The organism is Psychrobacter sp. N25K4-3-2 (assembly GCF_015351755.1).
In the GTDB taxonomy this organism is placed as follows: domain Bacteria; phylum Pseudomonadota; class Gammaproteobacteria; order Pseudomonadales; family Moraxellaceae; genus Psychrobacter; species Psychrobacter glaciei.
On record NZ_JADKLX010000002.1, the window covers coordinates 156,936 to 173,428 of the forward strand.

The 16,493-nt window shown below is 43.2% G+C and carries 13 protein-coding genes; 4 read left to right on the forward strand and 9 right to left on the reverse strand.

Features of this window, described 5'->3' with window-relative positions; translation table 11 throughout:
• Nucleotides 1-24: 24 nt before the first annotated feature.
• The 3 genes from IOD06_RS05730 to IOD06_RS05740 are packed head-to-tail and all read right to left on the reverse strand — an operon-like array spanning nt 25 to nt 3,702.
• Nucleotides 25-819, reverse strand: coding sequence for a HesA/MoeB/ThiF family protein (locus IOD06_RS05730; protein ID WP_194619856.1), 795 nt, complete (start codon nt 817-819; stop codon nt 25-27).
• Nucleotides 820-861: 42 nt separating this feature from the next.
• Nucleotides 862-1,734: a peptide chain release factor N(5)-glutamine methyltransferase gene (gene prmC / locus IOD06_RS05735; protein ID WP_194619858.1), complete on the reverse strand. Its 873-nt coding sequence runs from the start codon at nt 1,732-1,734 to the stop codon at nt 862-864.
• A gap of 57 nt (nt 1,735-1,791) precedes the next feature.
• Nucleotides 1,792-3,702: an MFS transporter gene (locus tag IOD06_RS05740; protein WP_194619860.1), complete on the reverse strand. Its 1,911-nt coding sequence runs from the start codon at nt 3,700-3,702 to the stop codon at nt 1,792-1,794.
• Between the two features lie 774 nt (nt 3,703-4,476).
• Between IOD06_RS05740 and katG the strand changes: the two genes are divergently transcribed.
• The 4 genes from katG (at nt 4,477) to IOD06_RS05760 (ending at nt 9,471) form a co-directional block, all read left to right on the forward strand.
• Nucleotides 4,477-6,660, forward strand: a complete 2,184-nt coding sequence (gene katG, locus IOD06_RS05745; protein WP_194620410.1) for a catalase/peroxidase HPI — start codon at nt 4,477-4,479, stop codon at nt 6,658-6,660.
• A 439-nt stretch (nt 6,661-7,099) separates the two neighbouring features.
• A complete protein-coding gene (locus IOD06_RS05750) occupies nt 7,100-8,029 on the forward strand; it encodes a LysR substrate-binding domain-containing protein (protein ID WP_010201236.1) in 930 nt (309 codons plus the stop codon).
• 245 nt (nt 8,030-8,274) lie between these two features.
• Entirely contained in the window at nt 8,275-9,294 is a 1,020-nt protein-coding gene (locus IOD06_RS05755; protein ID WP_194619862.1) for an LLM class flavin-dependent oxidoreductase, read from the forward strand.
• Nucleotides 9,295-9,324: 30 nt separating this feature from the next.
• On the forward strand, nt 9,325-9,471 hold the full coding sequence (locus tag IOD06_RS05760; RefSeq protein ID WP_189584903.1) for a hypothetical protein: 147 nt from the start codon (nt 9,325-9,327) through the stop codon (nt 9,469-9,471).
• 99 nt (nt 9,472-9,570) lie between these two features.
• Here the strand turns inward: IOD06_RS05760 and IOD06_RS05765 are convergent, their stop codons facing one another.
• From IOD06_RS05765 to grxD, 6 genes are all read right to left on the reverse strand, one after another.
• Nucleotides 9,571-10,602, reverse strand: coding sequence for an ornithine cyclodeaminase family protein (locus IOD06_RS05765; protein ID WP_194619864.1), 1,032 nt, complete (start codon nt 10,600-10,602; stop codon nt 9,571-9,573).
• Nucleotides 10,603-10,796: 194 nt separating this feature from the next.
• Complete coding sequence (locus tag IOD06_RS05770) at nt 10,797-11,696, reverse strand: hypothetical protein (protein ID WP_189584897.1); 900 nt, start codon at nt 11,694-11,696, stop codon at nt 10,797-10,799.
• A 165-nt stretch (nt 11,697-11,861) separates the two neighbouring features.
• Nucleotides 11,862-12,821, reverse strand: a complete 960-nt coding sequence (locus IOD06_RS05775; RefSeq protein ID WP_194619866.1) for an AEC family transporter — start codon at nt 12,819-12,821, stop codon at nt 11,862-11,864.
• 223 nt (nt 12,822-13,044) lie between these two features.
• The gene (mnmG, locus tag IOD06_RS05780) at nt 13,045-14,940 is read right to left on the reverse strand and encodes a tRNA uridine-5-carboxymethylaminomethyl(34) synthesis enzyme MnmG (RefSeq protein ID WP_194619868.1); all 1,896 of its coding nucleotides are present in this window, start codon (nt 14,938-14,940) and stop codon (nt 13,045-13,047) included.
• Between the two features lie 249 nt (nt 14,941-15,189).
• On the reverse strand, nt 15,190-15,777 hold the full coding sequence (locus IOD06_RS05785; protein WP_227669933.1) for a hypothetical protein: 588 nt from the start codon (nt 15,775-15,777) through the stop codon (nt 15,190-15,192).
• A gap of 201 nt (nt 15,778-15,978) precedes the next feature.
• Entirely contained in the window at nt 15,979-16,329 is a 351-nt protein-coding gene (gene grxD, locus IOD06_RS05790) for a Grx4 family monothiol glutaredoxin (RefSeq protein WP_194619870.1), read from the reverse strand.
• Between the last annotated feature and the right edge of the window lie 164 nt (nt 16,330-16,493).

A 16,493-nucleotide genomic window follows, 5' to 3' on the forward strand; every position in this document is an offset into this window, starting at 1 on the left:
CAAAAGCTAAGTATCGAGTCATTGCTAATGACTGGTGCACACGGGACATTGTGGATCTTGACGATAGCCCATGAGCCGTTGCTGCATCTGACTACCATCCCATATTAACAGCTTATTTGTCAGTGGATTTTTGGTTAATCCTAAGTACTGTAAGGCAGCATTCGCTTGAAGATTGCCCATAACAGCAGTGGTACTCGCGAGCACACCAGAATTGGCGCACGTACGTTCGTCAGCCGCTTCGTCAAGCACCACTGAGCCAAATACGCAGTGATAACAACCAGTGTTCAAATGAGGCTCAAACAGTGCGAGCTGACCTTGCATAGCAATCGCTGAGGCGGACAATAGCGGGATTTGGTAGCGCACGCTGATACGATTGATAATGTCACGTGTGTCAAAATTATCCGTACAGTCTAAGAGCAAGTCTGGCTTACCAGAGGCTATATCGAGCAATTCATAGGCATTGTCTTCATCTAACCGTGCAACTGTGCCGCGAGTCTTTATTAAAGGATTGATGCGCTCTAACATGGCTGCTGCGGTCAATGCTTTGGGCTTACCGATATCGTCAGGCAAAAACAGCGTCTGACGTTGTAGATTACTGGCCTCAATCTCATCATCATCGATCAGATGGATATGGCCTACTCCAGCACGTCCCAATGTCTCAGAAGCAGGACAACCAAGGCCGCCTGCCCCTATCATCACCACGCGTGCTGATTTCAATCGTAGCTGAGCATCCATATCCCAACCATTTAATAATACCTGCCGTGCGTAACGGAGCAGCTCGTCATCTGATAGCTGTACCAGCGCTTCTACCATAGTCATTCAAAGCCTATAATCAAATAAGTTTACTAATAAAAAACCTGTCTACTGAACTTGCCCTAGCGTGACGCGATCATTACCACCGTAATCTTTTACGGTATCTACTGACTCAAAATTACTATTCAAAAATAACTGTCGAACAGCATCACCTTGATCATATCCATGCTCGATAGCCAGTAGCCCACCTGTACGTAAATACTTTGTTGCTTGCTGGACGATATGCTCGATATCAGCCAAACCCTGATTGGGTGCACTCAAGGCGCTGATCGGTTCAGCTTTTAGACCTGCCAAATGCTCATCTTCCTCGTCAATATAAGGAGGGTTTGACACTATGATATCAAACTGCGGCTGATCGCAAATAGGCAGCGCTTGATACCAACTGCTTTGAACAAATTTAATATCAGCAACACCATTTATAACGGCATTGTGCTTAGCAACTTTCAATGCTTCTTGCGATAAATCGACCGCCACGACTTTCCAATTAGCTTGCTTTAACTCATGGGCAAGACTGATAGCAATACAACCTGAACCTGTCCCTAAATCTAACAATCGCTTATTACTGTTATGTGTTGGCTGAGCATTTATCCAATTTAATACTTGCTCTACTAATACCTCGGTATCAGGCCTAGGTATCAGCGTGTGCTCATTAACAGTAAAATTAAGCGACCAAAATTCCTTATGACCAGTCAAATAAGCCAAAGGTGTGCCCTGCTTCATTTTCACCACACCAGCGTTGAACTGAGCAAGCTCACTATCAGTCAGCTGATAATCTTCATCCGTCATCAACGCTATCGCAGGCTTATCTATGACATACAGCAACCAGTCAGTGAACCAAAATGACGGTAGCGGATTATCTATATCGCCATTCGTCAATTGCTGAATTTGCTGCTTTATTTGACGAATACTCGATGCTGTCATAAGTAACTCTTAAAAATATTATGCATGTTAAATAAGATAAAAAACCTGATGCTGCCACTACTCCGTTGCACGTGGCGGCTCTTTAGTATCTGTTAAACTAGGGTTTACCTTGCTTAATGAGGGCTTACCACCACTATTGCTGTCGTTATCATCATCGCCATAAATATCATCATTATCACCAATGACAATGTGTTTATCGACAAAGTAAATCAGTGCCAAAATTGGAATACCAATAGCAAAGGTAAAGATAAAGAAAAATGGATAGCCCATATTATCAACGATGGCACCAGAATAACCACCCATCACTTTGGGTATCAGCGTCATCAGTGAGGAAAAAATTGCATACTGTACCGCGGTAAAACGAATGGATGTCAATGCGGATAAGAAGGCAATAAATACGGCGCTTGCAAGTCCTGCGGCCAAATTATCAAAAATTACTGCCAAATACATGAATGGCAAACTGCCTGGATTATACGTCAATAACACAAACAGTAAGTTGGTCGCACAGGCTAAAATAGCACCAATCATCATAGCTTGCATAATACGGAAACGCTGAGCCAATAGCCCACCTAAGAAACCACCTGCAATCGCCATGATCACACCGACCAGTTTCACGGCATTGGCGATATCAGTCTTACTAAAGCCCATATCCTGATAAAAGACGTTTGAGATAACCCCTGCCACGATATCTGAGATACGGTATAGACCAATCAACAACAATAATAATAGCGCTTTTTTGCCATAACGGCGAAAGAAATCTAAAATTGGCTCAATCCAAGTGGCCATGGCCACTTCTTTTTTGACCAGACCCACTTGTACCAACACATAGCCTGCCGCCATTGCCACACCTAAGCTCACTAGCAGATGCAAGGTTTCTACAAAGAAGCTGACAAACGCCCCTTCAAACTCTGGCAGGACTTGTCCCATCACTATATAAGCGGCGATAAACGCAATCACTGAAAATACAAACAATGCTACTAATCTAACGTAGTCTTCACGAGTCTCGGCGACCAATGGCGCTTTATTAATGATTTTGGGCTGGTTAATAATGAAGTAAAGTAGCAACAACGGTGCGCACGCGACCAATGCCAAAAAGTAAAACTTAATAGCTGGCATCAGCATTAGTGGTATCAACGCCACCGTGCTATCAAACACTGTATTGATCAAAATATTGATCAGGTAGATAACACCAAACAGCAAACCCGGTACGAGCAGTAAACCAGAGTACACAAGGAATATTTTTAAATTGCTTTTTTGCTTTTGGGTTTGTACCGTCTCAGCAGTTGGCTCATAGCTGGCAAACGTCGTTAGCACCCCTAATGTCATGACTCCTGCCATGATGTAGTAAGTATTACGCCATGCCTCATAACTATAAAAAGTCTCATTCGAGCCAAAGTAATCCGCCAAATACAATGCGCCCGCCCCAGCCACAATCATGCCGATACGGTAGCCTGACACATAGATAGAAGACAAAATCGACTGCATAGAGGGCGGTGCCAGCTCAATACGATAAGCGTCAATCACGATATCTTGTGTGGCAGAAGAGAAGCCAAGCAGCACGGCAGCGCCTGCCATATAGACCAGAACATCCTCACTGACAGGGTTTACTTTTGCCATCAAAATGATCGCCAACACAATGAGTAGCTGCGACACGACCATCCAGCTGCGGCGACGCCCAAGCCATTTTGTCAAAAACGGCACAGGAAGCGCATCAATCAATGGCGCCCAAATAAACTTAAACGAATACCCTAATGCTGCCCAACTAAACATGGTCACAACATTTCGGTCGATGCCTGCTTCTCGAAGCCATAATGATAAGCTTGAAAAAATAAGCAATATCGGAATACCCGCTGAAAAACCCAAAAACAACATAATAATGACACGGGGATCTAGATAAGCTTTGGCAGCCTCTCCCCAGGATTTTTTGACAAGTGGCTGATTGGGTGGCACAGATTTAACAGCAGACATAATAACTCACCGAAACTTGAGACAAAAAACACAACTGCGCACAATTTTTATCAATCATTTATAACAAAAATCCGCTATCAGCTGTCGCCAAAAAGGATTGATAAAAATTGCTCAGCGTTGCACAAAACGAGCATTACCACAAAATTCAATTATGGTACTTGAGAACGCCTACCTTGACTAGATATTTCTGAATTAACTTATCACGGACAGCACTCCACTGGGACATCTATTTCACAGTCGTAACAGGGGATATGATAATCTGTAATTAAGGGTAAAAATTTCCTGATCTTTCCATACATTCTCTTTGTTTTTAAGAGTACCTAACCATTCTTTTTTTGCTATACAGACCAAGATAAAATCAGCATGGGTTGGATTCTTGATACCCAGTCATGGCGTTAACCGTGCATCGGACTATAGACAACTTCAAGACTTTGATGATTGGTTATTTAAAACTTATGATTCTTATATATTAGTTTTATAAATACATAGTACTTGGTTATGCTTTGTGTATAAGCAACGGTCAACACGATTAACTGTTTGTCCTCTTTATCAACACATCTATCAACAAAGCCTAGGAGCTATACAATGTCCAACTCGACCCCCACCACAGCTGATAAGAACGCAACACCAGATGCTGGACGTTGCCCCATGGATCATGACAGCAGTGACAACAACGATGCACCAACCAATACAACTTATGACCAAGGTGATGATAAGGGACCGACGATTCATAGTGAAAACGTCGATCATACGCATGCGCCGCAGCGACCTAGTATGGGCGGCTGTCCAGTTATGCATCAAGCACATACTACCACTGCCTCTGCTGCAACTGATTGGTGGCCAAACAGCCTAAACCTAGACATATTGCATCAGCAAGACAAAAAAACTGATCCAATGGGTGAAGAATTTGATTATGCTGAAGCTTTTAAGCAGCTTGATTTAGAAGCTGTCAAAACTGATTTAAAAACCCTAATGACTGAGTCACAAGAATGGTGGCCAGCCGATTGGGGTCACTATGGTGGCTTGATGATTCGTATGGCATGGCATTCAGCTGGTACGTATCGCGGTGCTGATGGTCGCGGCGGCTCTAACACAGGTAACCAACGCTTTGCACCCTTAAACAGCTGGCCGGACAACGTTAACCTCGATAAAGCCCGTCGTCTATTATGGCCGATCAAGAAAAAATATGGCAATAAACTGTCTTGGGCTGACTTGATGATTTTGGCAGGCAATATGGCTTATGAATCTATGGGCTTTAAAACGCTAGGTTTCGCTGGTGGTCGTGCTGATATCTGGCATCCAGAAAAAGACATCTACTGGGGCTCTGAGCGTGAATGGCTTGCTGCTACCAAAAACCGTTATGACAGCGATGAAGACCGTGCATCACTCGAAAACCCACTAGCAGCAGTACAAATGGGCTTGATCTATGTGAACCCTGAAGGTGTCGATGGCAATCCTGATCCGCTCAAAACAGCGCAAGATATGCGTACGACCTTTGCTCGTATGTCGATGAATGATGAAGAAACTGTCGCACTGACGGCTGGCGGACATACTGTTGGTAAATGTCATGGTAATGGCGATGCGACGATATTAGAAGATGAGCCAGAAGCCGCCGATGTTGCTGAACAAGGTCTAGGCTGGCGCAATCCTAAAGGCAATGGCAATGCAGGTGATACCGTCTCAAGTGGTATCGAAGGTGCATGGACGACCAATCCTACCCAGTGGGATCATGGCTACTTTGAGTTGCTATTAAACCAAAACTGGGCGTTGACCAAAAGCCCAGCAGGTGCATGGCAGTGGGAGCCGACTGATATCAAAGAAGAAGATCGACCATTAGACGCGCATGACTCAAGTGTCCGCCGCAACCCAATCATGACTGATGCAGATATGGCTTTGATCAAAGACCCTATCTACCGTGAGATTTCAGAAAAGTTCCATCAAGAGCCTGCGTACTTTGACGAAGTATTTGCCAAAGCATGGTTCAAGCTGACTCACCGTGATTTAGGTCCTAAAACTCGCTACTTAGGTGCAGACGTGCCAAGCGAAGATTTTGTATGGCAAGATCCTATTCCTACAGGCAATACGGAATTGACCGCTGATGATATTGTGACGCTAAAATCGCAAATATTAGACAGTGACCTTAGTCGTCGTGAGTTAATCATTACAGCATGGGACAGCGCACGTACGTTCCGCGCGTCAGACTATCGCGGCGGTGCCAATGGCGCACGTATCCGCTTAGCCCCGCAAAAAGACTGGACAGGCAATGAGCCTGAGCAATTACAACGTGTGCTTGAGACATTGACACGCATTCAGTCTGGTTTTGACAAAGACGTCAGTTTGGCTGATCTTATTGTGTTGGCTGGTAATGCCGCTATCGAACAAGCAGCGAACGAGGCAGGCGTAGACGTTACTGTACCGTTCAAAGCAGGCCGTGGTGATGCTGATGGTGACATGACCGACGCTGAATCTTTTGCAGATTTGGAGCCTTTACACGATGGTTATCGTAATTGGGTCAAGCGAGACTATGCGGTATCGCCTGAAGAGATGCTGCTTGATCGCACTCAACTAATGGGCTTGACCGCGCCTGAAATGGTGGTATTGGTTGGTGGTATGCGAGTTCTCGATACCAATCATGGTCAAAGCCAACATGGCGTCTTTACTGACCGTGCTGGCGTACTTACCAACGACTTCTTTGTCAACTTAACAGACATGAACCACACGTGGCACCCTTTAAAAACAGGTGATGATACTGCCGGTAACTATGAAATACGCGAACGCAGTACTGGCAAGATAAAATGGCAAGCTAGCCGTGTGGACTTAGTGTTTGGTTCCAACTCTATCTTGCGCGCATATGCTGAACTGTATGCACAGGATGATAACTTAGAGAAATTCGTTCGTGATTTCGCTCGTGCTTGGAACAAGGTCATGAATGCCGATCGTTTTGATATCGCTGACTAGCCTTTTGTACTTAGTCTGACGCTATTTATTAAGGTTGACGGTACGAATTAAATCCAAGCTCTACAAACAGCTATCTTTTAAAAGGTGGCTGTTTTTTTGTTGAATAATGCGCTTTTATTGCAATTTCAAAACTAGTTATAGTCACAATACCCCAAAAACGCTACGATACTGCTGATATTAATTTTTTGTAGCCTCTATCGGCACAGGCACAGCAAGCAAGAAAAATTGATATCAGCAGTGCGTGATGTATTGATATTACTTTTCACTGACTGTAGCAACTAGATTATAACTTATATATTCCTAATTATTATTAATTCATAGCTATTTATTATATACAAGAATAATAGATTTGATTTACACTGGTCGCTTACGGCATATTTGTTCGTTTTTATTTCTATATACAGACAGGATTTGTATATTTATACAATAGGATTCAGTTATGGCAATCGACGTAGTGGTCAATCAGCGGCACTTGCAAATTCAACTTAAGCAGTTGGAGACGGTGTGGCATACGGTGATCAATGGCTATAACTTAAGTCAAGCGGCAACGGTACTGCACACCAGTCAGTCAAGCTTATCCAAGCATATCGCAGCGCTTGAAAACCAACTAAAAACTGAGGTGTTCGTGCGTCAAGGCAAGCGCTTGACCGGTCTGACGACCATGGGCACAGCGCTCATGCCGCATATCGAGTCCATCTTTGCTGAAATCCGTACGATTGAGAACTTGAGCCTCGATTTTAACAACCCCAATGTTGGTACCTTAACCATTGCCACCACCCATACGCAGGCGCGTTACGTGTTGCCGCAAGTGGTCAAAGAGTTTAAAGAACGCTTTCCTAAAGTGAATCTAATCTTGCAACAGGCGGATCCTGAGACCATCGCCCAAATGGTGATACGCGGGCAAGCTGACATCGGTATTGCAACCGAGTCGTTGCTCCATAATAACTATCTGCGCTGTTATCGCTATTATGACTGGACGCATCGCGTTATCGTGCCAAGCGATCATGAGCTTGCCAGTTACGAATCTATTGATTTGCCGACCCTCGCCAGCTATCCAATTGTTACCTATCACGGTGGTTTTACCGGACGCGGTGCGATTGATAAAACCTTTACAGATGCAGGTCTTGAGCCAGACATTGTTTTGGCAGCACTCGATGCCGATGTGATTAGCACTTATGTTGGTCTTGGTTTAGGGATTGGTATTATCGCCGAGATGGCGTTTGAGCCGAGTCATTATCAGAACTTGACAGCTATTCCAGTAGATCATTTTGGCCGCTTTACCAGTTGGATGGCCGTACGTGACGATGCCGAAATTCGCCAATATGGGCGTGCTTTTATGGAGCTGTGCCAAAAGCAGTTCAGCCAGTAGGCTCAGCACAGTAAATTCAGTTCCATAAGCTCAGCTAAAATGACATTTACTTAAAGAAGAAAAAGGCATCGCTATCATCAAATAGCGATACCTTTTTTTGTTATCCTTATTTACATCTGCCTTTATATCCATAATAACTACCCCATAATATGAAGTGACAAGCGTTCAATGGTTTTTAATAAACAGCCTATATAAGACTGTCAGAACGACCATGAATGCTTTTAACTTTATAAAACAGGTGATCTATGAGTAATACCATTCCCTTATCTTTTTTAGACTTAGCCCCCGTTCCTGAAGGTCATACCATTGCTGAAGGTATCGCCCAGACGGTTGAGACCGCACAGCTTGCAGAAAAAGTCGGCTTAAACCGTTATTGGATGGCAGAACATCACAACATGCCTGGCATTGCGAGTGCGGCGACCTCAGTACTACTAGCGCATATTGGTAGTCAAACCGAGCGCATACGTATCGGAGCTGGCGGCGTAATGCTTCCTAACCATGCCCCACTGGTGATTGCTGAGCAATTCGGGACGTTACAAGCGCTCTATGGCGACCGTATCGACTTAGGTTTAGGACGTGCTCCTGGTACAGATGGCGCGACTTTTCAGGCACTACGCCGTCAAATGCAAGATGCTGATCGTTTTCCACAAGATGTACAGGAATTAATGTACTTTTTAGGCAATACGACTGACAACAGTCCTGTCCAAGCATTCCCTGGCGCTAAATCAAATATTCCTATCTGGATATTAGGCTCATCGCTTTTTGGGGCGACCTTGGCCGCACATTTAGGACTGCCTTACGTGTTCGCTTCCCACTTTGCACCGCAAATGCTTAGTCAGGCAATCTCTACTTATCGTGAACAGTTCAAGCCTTCAGCCTATTTAGACAAGCCATATGTGATGGTAGCAGCGAACTTACTATTGGCTGATGACGATGCGACTGCCCATTATCACTTTACCTCAGCGCAGCAGAGCTTCGTACGTTTGCGCCGTGGTGAAACGGGTCAAATGCCAAAACCAACTTACGATATGGATAGCATCTGGAGTCAAGCAGAGAAAATGATGGTGGACAATGCGCTATCGATCTCGTTCATTGGCTCTGTTGAAACGGTCAAGCCCAAATTGGCTAAGTTCCTTGCCCAATATCAGCCAGATGAGTTGATTGTCACTGCAAACGTCTATGATCAAGCAGCACGTTTGCGTTCACTTGAACTTACACCTGAGCTAAACTTGTTTACTTTACAATCGGCAGCCGCACTTGCATAATCATTCATAACTTTTAATGAGATTATGGTTATGGAACCGTCTGCCTTTATTGGTTCGTCGATATTTTTGTACATTATAGCGTTCATCGCTGTTATGGTCGTTGGTGGGTATTTAACGTATCGTACCAGTCCAAAACGCAAACAGCGCCGTGAAGATAAGCGCGATAGAGATAACTAAAGCTAATGTCAAAAGCCCCCTTTTCTTATTTGAAAAGGGGGCTTTTTTATTGCTGATTAAGATGTAGCACTTTTGCCAATTGTTCTGTGATAAACAGTATTACCAATCCACTGATGAACCGATATTTTTTTGTACAGCCTGCTTGGCAATATACAGAGCGACTGCCGCATCGAAACTGGCGGCACCTACTGATTTAAATAGGGTGATGCCTTTTTTAGACTTAGTCGTATCTTCTTTTAGCTCGCCTGTTACCAGCGCTTGTAAATCGCCACTAAGGTCATCCCATGTCCATGCGCAGTCAGAAGCATCATGCGCTTGAATCAAATCGCCAGCCTCGTGACGACTACCAGCCAAATCATCCACGACGACCATATTACTACCTGCTACCACATCATTGCTAATCTCTTTCATCGAGGGCTGATAAGCACCAACGGCATTGATATGTGCATCAGATTTAATTTGTTCGATGCCAAATAAACCTTCGGTTGCGCGAGTCGCTACGTTGATAATATCGGCATCACGGATAGCTTCACCGATCTCTTTGCAAACCTGAATCTCAACGTCCCACTGCGCATAATCACGAGCAAATTTAGTCTTAAATTGCTCAGCACCTTCATTGTTTCTGTTCCATAAATACACTTTTTTAATATCAGGGCGCACTGTCATTACAGCATGCAGCTGCTCATAAGCCATACCGCCACAACCGACAACCGCCACACTTTGGCAATCAGATTTTGCCATATATTTGGTTGCGATACCTGACAATGCCGCCGTACGCACTTGCGTAATATAAATGCCATCCATAATCGCTAATATCTCACCCGTATCATTGTTGGAGACAGTGATGATAGCGGTGGTCGTTGGCATATTACGATTGGGATTATCAGGGCAAATGGTGACTAGCTTCACCGTGGTGTACTCTTGATCACCATCATAAATAGTCGCTGGCATTGATAGATGTGAGCCTGAGCTGTGATTCTTATCTTCACTAAAGGTCTCAATAACCAAGCGCTCAGGTGCTTTAACCCAATTAGGATGTGCTGCTTGCTGAGTTAACAAGCTTTCAATCGCCTCGATCGCAGCTTGCATATTGAGATGTTCGGTCACTACCGCTTGATTTAATAATTGCACTTGAACGCTCCTTGCTTATTTAATTTATGAACTTATATTTGTATTTATTATAGAGTTATTTTTACATCCATTTATACAATACCCATGTACGTCTTATAATGCCTTTATCTATCAGGCAAGACAATAGCAGCATTTTCAAAATTCACAACAAAATTAATTAAAAGCAAAGATAGTCATACGTAATTTATAATCAATTAAAATGCAGGTGCCGCCATTTCTGGCTCTGGCGTGAGCACTGGTGCAGCGATTTTTGTACTACTATTTTTCGTGTTTAGGCTAGTCATGCTGGGCGACATACTTTGCATATTTCGTCGTAGTACTGCCATTTTTACTTTGCTATTAGGGTCATTCATTAGCCCATACAGATCAATAACTATCTGACAAACTGTTTGTTTATCTTCAACTGATACAGCATTTTTCGGATTTATGAGTAACGTTATATCTTCACCATGTTTTCTCATTAATTGTTTAAATATTTTCTTCTCCATTTTATCCATATCTCTTTGAGAAGCGACTGCTTTGCCTATTTTATTGTCGTTAATAATAGTCAAAACAGCCTCTTGCATACCACTTTCTGTAAACACTTCATCTACTATATTCATCTCAGCATGGGTAATGTCATCTTGATTATGCATCATGTCGTAGCATAAAGTTCCACCCTTATTTTTGAGCAGACTGATTGTTTGAGAATAGGATTTAGTGAATTTATAACGAGAGTTATCACTTGCATCGATAACAAGCTTTAAGGCTAAAGGAGCTAATAGTTGATCAGCAGATAAAACAACTTCACTTTCATTGAGTTTATTTATTTTTGATTCAAGCTTAACCTCTTCAACTATCGACTGGTACTCTTTAGGATATTTTTGCTTCAAGGTAACAAATATCTTTTCTTTTTGTAGTTGCTTTTCAACATTAACGCTTGGCGTTATTAAATTAAGTATTCCATTCGTAATACCAAAAAAAACGATCGTCAGTATAAAAGCAACTATAATACGCAACAATTTTTGGTTATCATTAAAGAAATTCTTGGAAACTTTATAAGCGGCATAAACACAAGCAACAGCAATTAAATTCTTTAATATAATAAATAGCATTTAGTTACCTGAAGTTAGACTCAACAGTGTCTTTATATTGTTATAGATAGTAATTTTAGGTAACAATACATCACAGATTTAAATATTTCAATAAAAACCTGACTAAATTTCATTAATACTAAATTAGAGTCAATTAGGTTCCCATGTAATTAAGGATGATATAGTTCAAATAAGACCTATACCACGTAATATTGCCGCGCCAATCGCCATTCCAAACATGCCTACGACAGTGGTAAAAGCTAAGATATTCGCGGCTAACACATCATTACCACCCATGGCTTTTGCCATTACGTAGCTGGCGGCAGCTGTGGGTGCTGCTGCCATCAAAAACAATACACCCATATGCACACCTGATAGACCAAAACCCAATCCAATAGCGATGGCAATCAATGGCGCAATGACAATACGACCGATACTGGCCTGCATGGACAATCCAGAAGGGTGCAACATTGACTTCAAATCAATACTGGCACCGGCGCAAATCAACGCTAACGGCAATGCCACCGCGGCGAGTAAATCACCAGTCGTATGAATCACACCTGTAATAGGTGGTAGCGGTAATGCCTTATAAGCAAATGCCGCTACTAATGCGATGATCAATGGGTTGGTAAACAGCTTTTTGACAATCATGGTACTGCGACTAACCCACGTATCATCCACACTTTTAGACACACGACTGAGGGTTATAACTGCTAAGATATTAAACAATATCGTGACCACACCCATATAGACTGCGCCGATGCTTAAGCCCCGTTCCCCATAGGCATTAGCCACCGTTGCCAGTCCAATAATGGCCATATTGCTCCGAAATATGCCTTGTACAAACACCCCTTGATCAGCCGGTTTGCTCACAAAATATTTGGCGTAAATCTCTGCACCAATAAACAAAATGAATGTCACTAAAATACCAGCCACTATCAGCGTGATTTGTTTGCTGTAATCGACATCACTATCGACAACGCTAAAAAAAAGCAAACACGGCAAACAGTAATTAAAAACAAAGCTCGATGCTTGGTCAATAAACGTCTGGCTCGCCTCACCACGTCTTTGCATAAAAAAACCCAACCACATCAAGGCAAGGTTGGGCAGGACAATAGTAATGGCAAAGACAATAGCATCAATCATAAATAGGCTCAATTCGATGACAAGCCCATCATAATATGGACATCAACGAGATAAATTAACAAGTAATAATGAAACTCTCTAACCCAGTATAGAGACAAAGTAGCCTGTAAAACAAGGTTGCGTCGTTTTCTTTTAATGGCAACTGTATTTTTGACAAATAAAAACCCGTGATAACGTATTATCACGGGCTTTTTTGTACTCTATATGCGTGATTGTGCTAAGTTTAAGAGCCCAAAGCCGCTTTCGCTTTTTTGTGTTTTTTAACCGTCATTGCCAAAAGCTGTATGGCAGCAGGCGTAACGCCACTCACACGTCCAGCTTGAGCCAGCGTGGCAGGACGAACTTGCGTGAGCTTTTGCACAATCTCATTTGATAATCCTGATACCACACTGTAATCAAAGTCTAGTGGCAGTGCAGTATTCTCTAGACGCTTCATTTGATCGATGTCTTCTTGCTGACGATCAATGTAACCTGCGTATTTGACAGAAATCTCTATCTGCTCACCCACTTGTGTGTCGACTTTTGAGTCTGTAATAGCAGCAATATCAGCAAAGTGAATCTGCGGACGCTTAAGCAAATCAAAGGCTGTCGATTCTTTAGAGAGCACTTCACCAGTTTGTTCAGTGACTTGTTTGCCTAACGCATTGGCAGGTGTTGCCCACATGTCTTTTAGACGTGAAGTCTCTGTCGTAATCGCTTCCACTTTTTCTTGATAAGCCTGCCAGCGCACATCATCTACCAAGCCAAGCTTACGACCCGTCTCAGTTAAGCGTTGATCCGCATTGTCTTCACGTAGCAGTAGGCGATATTCTGCGCGGCTCGTGAACATGCGATATGGCTCAGTCGTGCCATGGGTAATCAAATCATCAACAAGCACACCAAGATACGCTTCATCGCGGCGCGGTGTCCACGTCTCAAACTCACTATTATTAGTGGTGACGAGTGCCGCATTAGTACCTGCTAGTAGACCCTGCACGCCCGCTTCTTCGTAGCCAGTCGTTCCGTTAATTTGACCAGCAAAGTACAAACGATCAATAGACTTAGTCTCAAGCGTTGGCTTCAGATTCTGTGGATCAAAGTAATCATATTCAATCGCATAACCTGGGCGAGTAATATGCGCGTTTTCTAACCCTTTCATACTATGAATAAAGTCTAACTGCACATCAAACGGCAAACTGGTTGAGATACCGTTTGGATATAGCTCGTGCGTGGTCAGACCTTCTGGCTCAATAAAGATTTGATGGCTGTCTTTATCCGCAAAACGATGGATTTTGTCTTCAATCGATGGACAATAACGTGGACCCACGCCTTCGATTTTGCCAGAGAACATCGGTGAGCGGTCTAAATTCTCACGGATGATGTCATGGGTGCGCGCATTGGTATGCGTGATATAGCAGTTGACCTGCTCTGGATGCATCGATACATCACCCATGTAGCTCATCACTGGCAACGGCGTATCACCCGGCTGTACGGTCATCACACTAAAGTCAACGCTACGCGCATCGATACGCGCTGGTGTACCAGTCTTTAAGCGACCAACGGGTAATTTCAATTCACGTAAACGGTCAGCCAGCTTGATAGATGGTTGATCTCCTGCGCGTCCACCTTTTGAGTTTTCTAAACCGATATGAATCACACCGCCCAAGAAAGTGCCTGAAGTCAAAACCACTGTTTCAGTCTTAAAGATAATGCCTGTCGAGCTGACAACCGCCGTTGCGCGACCATTTTCTACCAAAATATCATCAGCGCTTTGCTGAAATAAATCTAGGTTGGGCTGGTTCTCTAATGTATGGCGAATAGAAGCCTTATAAAGAATACGATCCGCTTGCGCACGTGTCGCGCGTACGGCAGCACCTTTACGGCTGTTCAATACGCGAAACTGAATACCCGCTTTATCAGTTGCTAGCGCCATGGCACCGCCCAACGCATCAATCTCACGTACCAAGTGTGATTTACCAATTCCGCCAATCGCTGGATTACAGCTCATCTGCCCCAACGTCTCAATATTATGCGTCAACAGCAAGGTCTGCGCGCCCATACGTGCGGCTGCCAAGGCAGCTTCCGTACCGGCATGACCGCCACCGATAACTACCACGTCGTAATGTTTTGGATATTGCATGCATGCCTCGCTTGACTCATAACGCTACTGTCAGCCAAAGTCTATTATCAATAGCAATCAGCAAATAAACGTCAGTCGAATTTAAAAAAGTTAACGACTCAGATAAGTCGTTAGTCATTGGTTAGATAACCCATCATTATAACAATTTTTTGATGCTTAAAAAACGTTACTGCAAAAACTATTGAAATTAAGCTTTCGCAGTACCCTTTAACCCATGAGCACTTTCTCGCAAATACTAAATTATCATGATTACTTCAGGTCTAAGCTGTTACCAGGACTCAGCGGTACAATACGATCTGCCTGACCACTACCCAGCATATGATGGCTACCATAACCCTCTGGATTGATCTGTAAATATGCATTCATCAAACCAATGGCATCACCATCGTCACTGGCTAAAATCTGTTCTTTAATCATATCTACTGGCGGCAGTGGTAAGTTCTTAAGTAGTGCCAAGCGCTGATCGTTATCCCCTTTATTGACAACCAGCTCAATAAGCTGACGGGCATCAATCGGTAGATCTGGCGTGTTTTGTGCCATCAAAGCTAGATGGTAAGCACCCGCGGTATCTTGATCCGCAACGACACGTTGTTCGATAGCAATATAAGTGCCTTCAGTCGCACCACCCGCCACACTGAGCTGATGAATACATTTGAGTGCTGAATTTGACTCGTTACCTGCAATTTCTGTAATGCGTGTCGATTCACTTTTTAAATAGTCACGGCGCTTTTCAATCGCAGCTTGCTCGGCGACTTCTTGCTGCTTATTTTTTTGGTCATTTTCTTGATCAGCCGCTTGTGGTTCAGTGAGTTCATTATTATTTAATTTAGTATTCATAAGGCTCTCTTATTATGTAAACTGGGTTTATCTTGAACACTATATGGGGTTAAAACCTATAAAAACAATTAATTGCATAGACAATAAAAAACCCGAGCAGCCAGTCCAATCTTTTAAGAGAGGCTACTCGGATTCGCTGTGCGTCATTATTATGCGACGATTATTTAGACATTAATACAGTCCAATAAAAGCGCTTAAATATTAGGCAGCAGGGCTGTTTGCTTCAACCAACGGCTTAAGCTCACCTGATTGATACATCTGCAAAATGATATCTGATCCGCCCATCAACTCGCCATCAATCCATAACTGCGGGAACGTTGGCCAATTGGCAACTTTTGGCAACGTTGCACGGATTTCTGGGTTTTCTAAAATATTTACAAAGGCAAACGGACGACCGATCTGAGTAAGAACCTCAATCGATTTAGCAGAAAAGCCACATTGTGGAAATTGCGGCGTGCCTTTCATGTATAAGATAACTTTATTATCTTTGATTTGATCACGGATCAATTGTTCAACATTGTTTGCAGCAGTATTTGGGGTTTGTTCACTCATAAAAGCTCCTATTGATAAAGCGGTTCATTAAAACGGTTATTTATATAACAAAATAATTATATGAAGATATGGGGCAATCGTCATAGTATTACAAGCAAAATCTACATATCGGTTCAGCCAATCATTCTTTTAGTCAATCGCTCTCTAGCTAGGTTCGATGACGT

Coding starts and splice junctions, on each gene's coding strand:
- IOD06_RS05785 (WP_227669933.1), bottom strand. CDS start 15,777: ATGAATACTAAATTAAATAATAATGAACTCACTGAACCACAAGCGGCT.
- grxD (WP_194619870.1), bottom strand. CDS start 16,329: ATGAGTGAACAAACCCCAAATACTGCTGCAAACAATGTTGAACAATTG.
- IOD06_RS05740 (WP_194619860.1), bottom strand. CDS start 3,702: ATGTCTGCTGTTAAATCTGTGCCACCCAATCAGCCACTTGTCAAAAAA.
- IOD06_RS05750 (WP_010201236.1), top strand. CDS start 7,100: ATGGCAATCGACGTAGTGGTCAATCAGCGGCACTTGCAAATTCAACTT.
- prmC (WP_194619858.1), bottom strand. CDS start 1,734: ATGACAGCATCGAGTATTCGTCAAATAAAGCAGCAAATTCAGCAATTG.
- IOD06_RS05775 (WP_194619866.1), bottom strand. CDS start 12,821: ATGATTGATGCTATTGTCTTTGCCATTACTATTGTCCTGCCCAACCTT.
- katG (WP_194620410.1), top strand. CDS start 4,477: ATGGGCGGCTGTCCAGTTATGCATCAAGCACATACTACCACTGCCTCT.
- IOD06_RS05760 (WP_189584903.1), top strand. CDS start 9,325: ATGGAACCGTCTGCCTTTATTGGTTCGTCGATATTTTTGTACATTATA.
- IOD06_RS05770 (WP_189584897.1), bottom strand. CDS start 11,696: ATGCTATTTATTATATTAAAGAATTTAATTGCTGTTGCTTGTGTTTAT.
- IOD06_RS05730 (WP_194619856.1), bottom strand. CDS start 819: ATGACTATGGTAGAAGCGCTGGTACAGCTATCAGATGACGAGCTGCTC.
- mnmG (WP_194619868.1), bottom strand. CDS start 14,940: ATGCAATATCCAAAACATTACGACGTGGTAGTTATCGGTGGCGGTCAT.
- IOD06_RS05755 (WP_194619862.1), top strand. CDS start 8,275: ATGAGTAATACCATTCCCTTATCTTTTTTAGACTTAGCCCCCGTTCCT.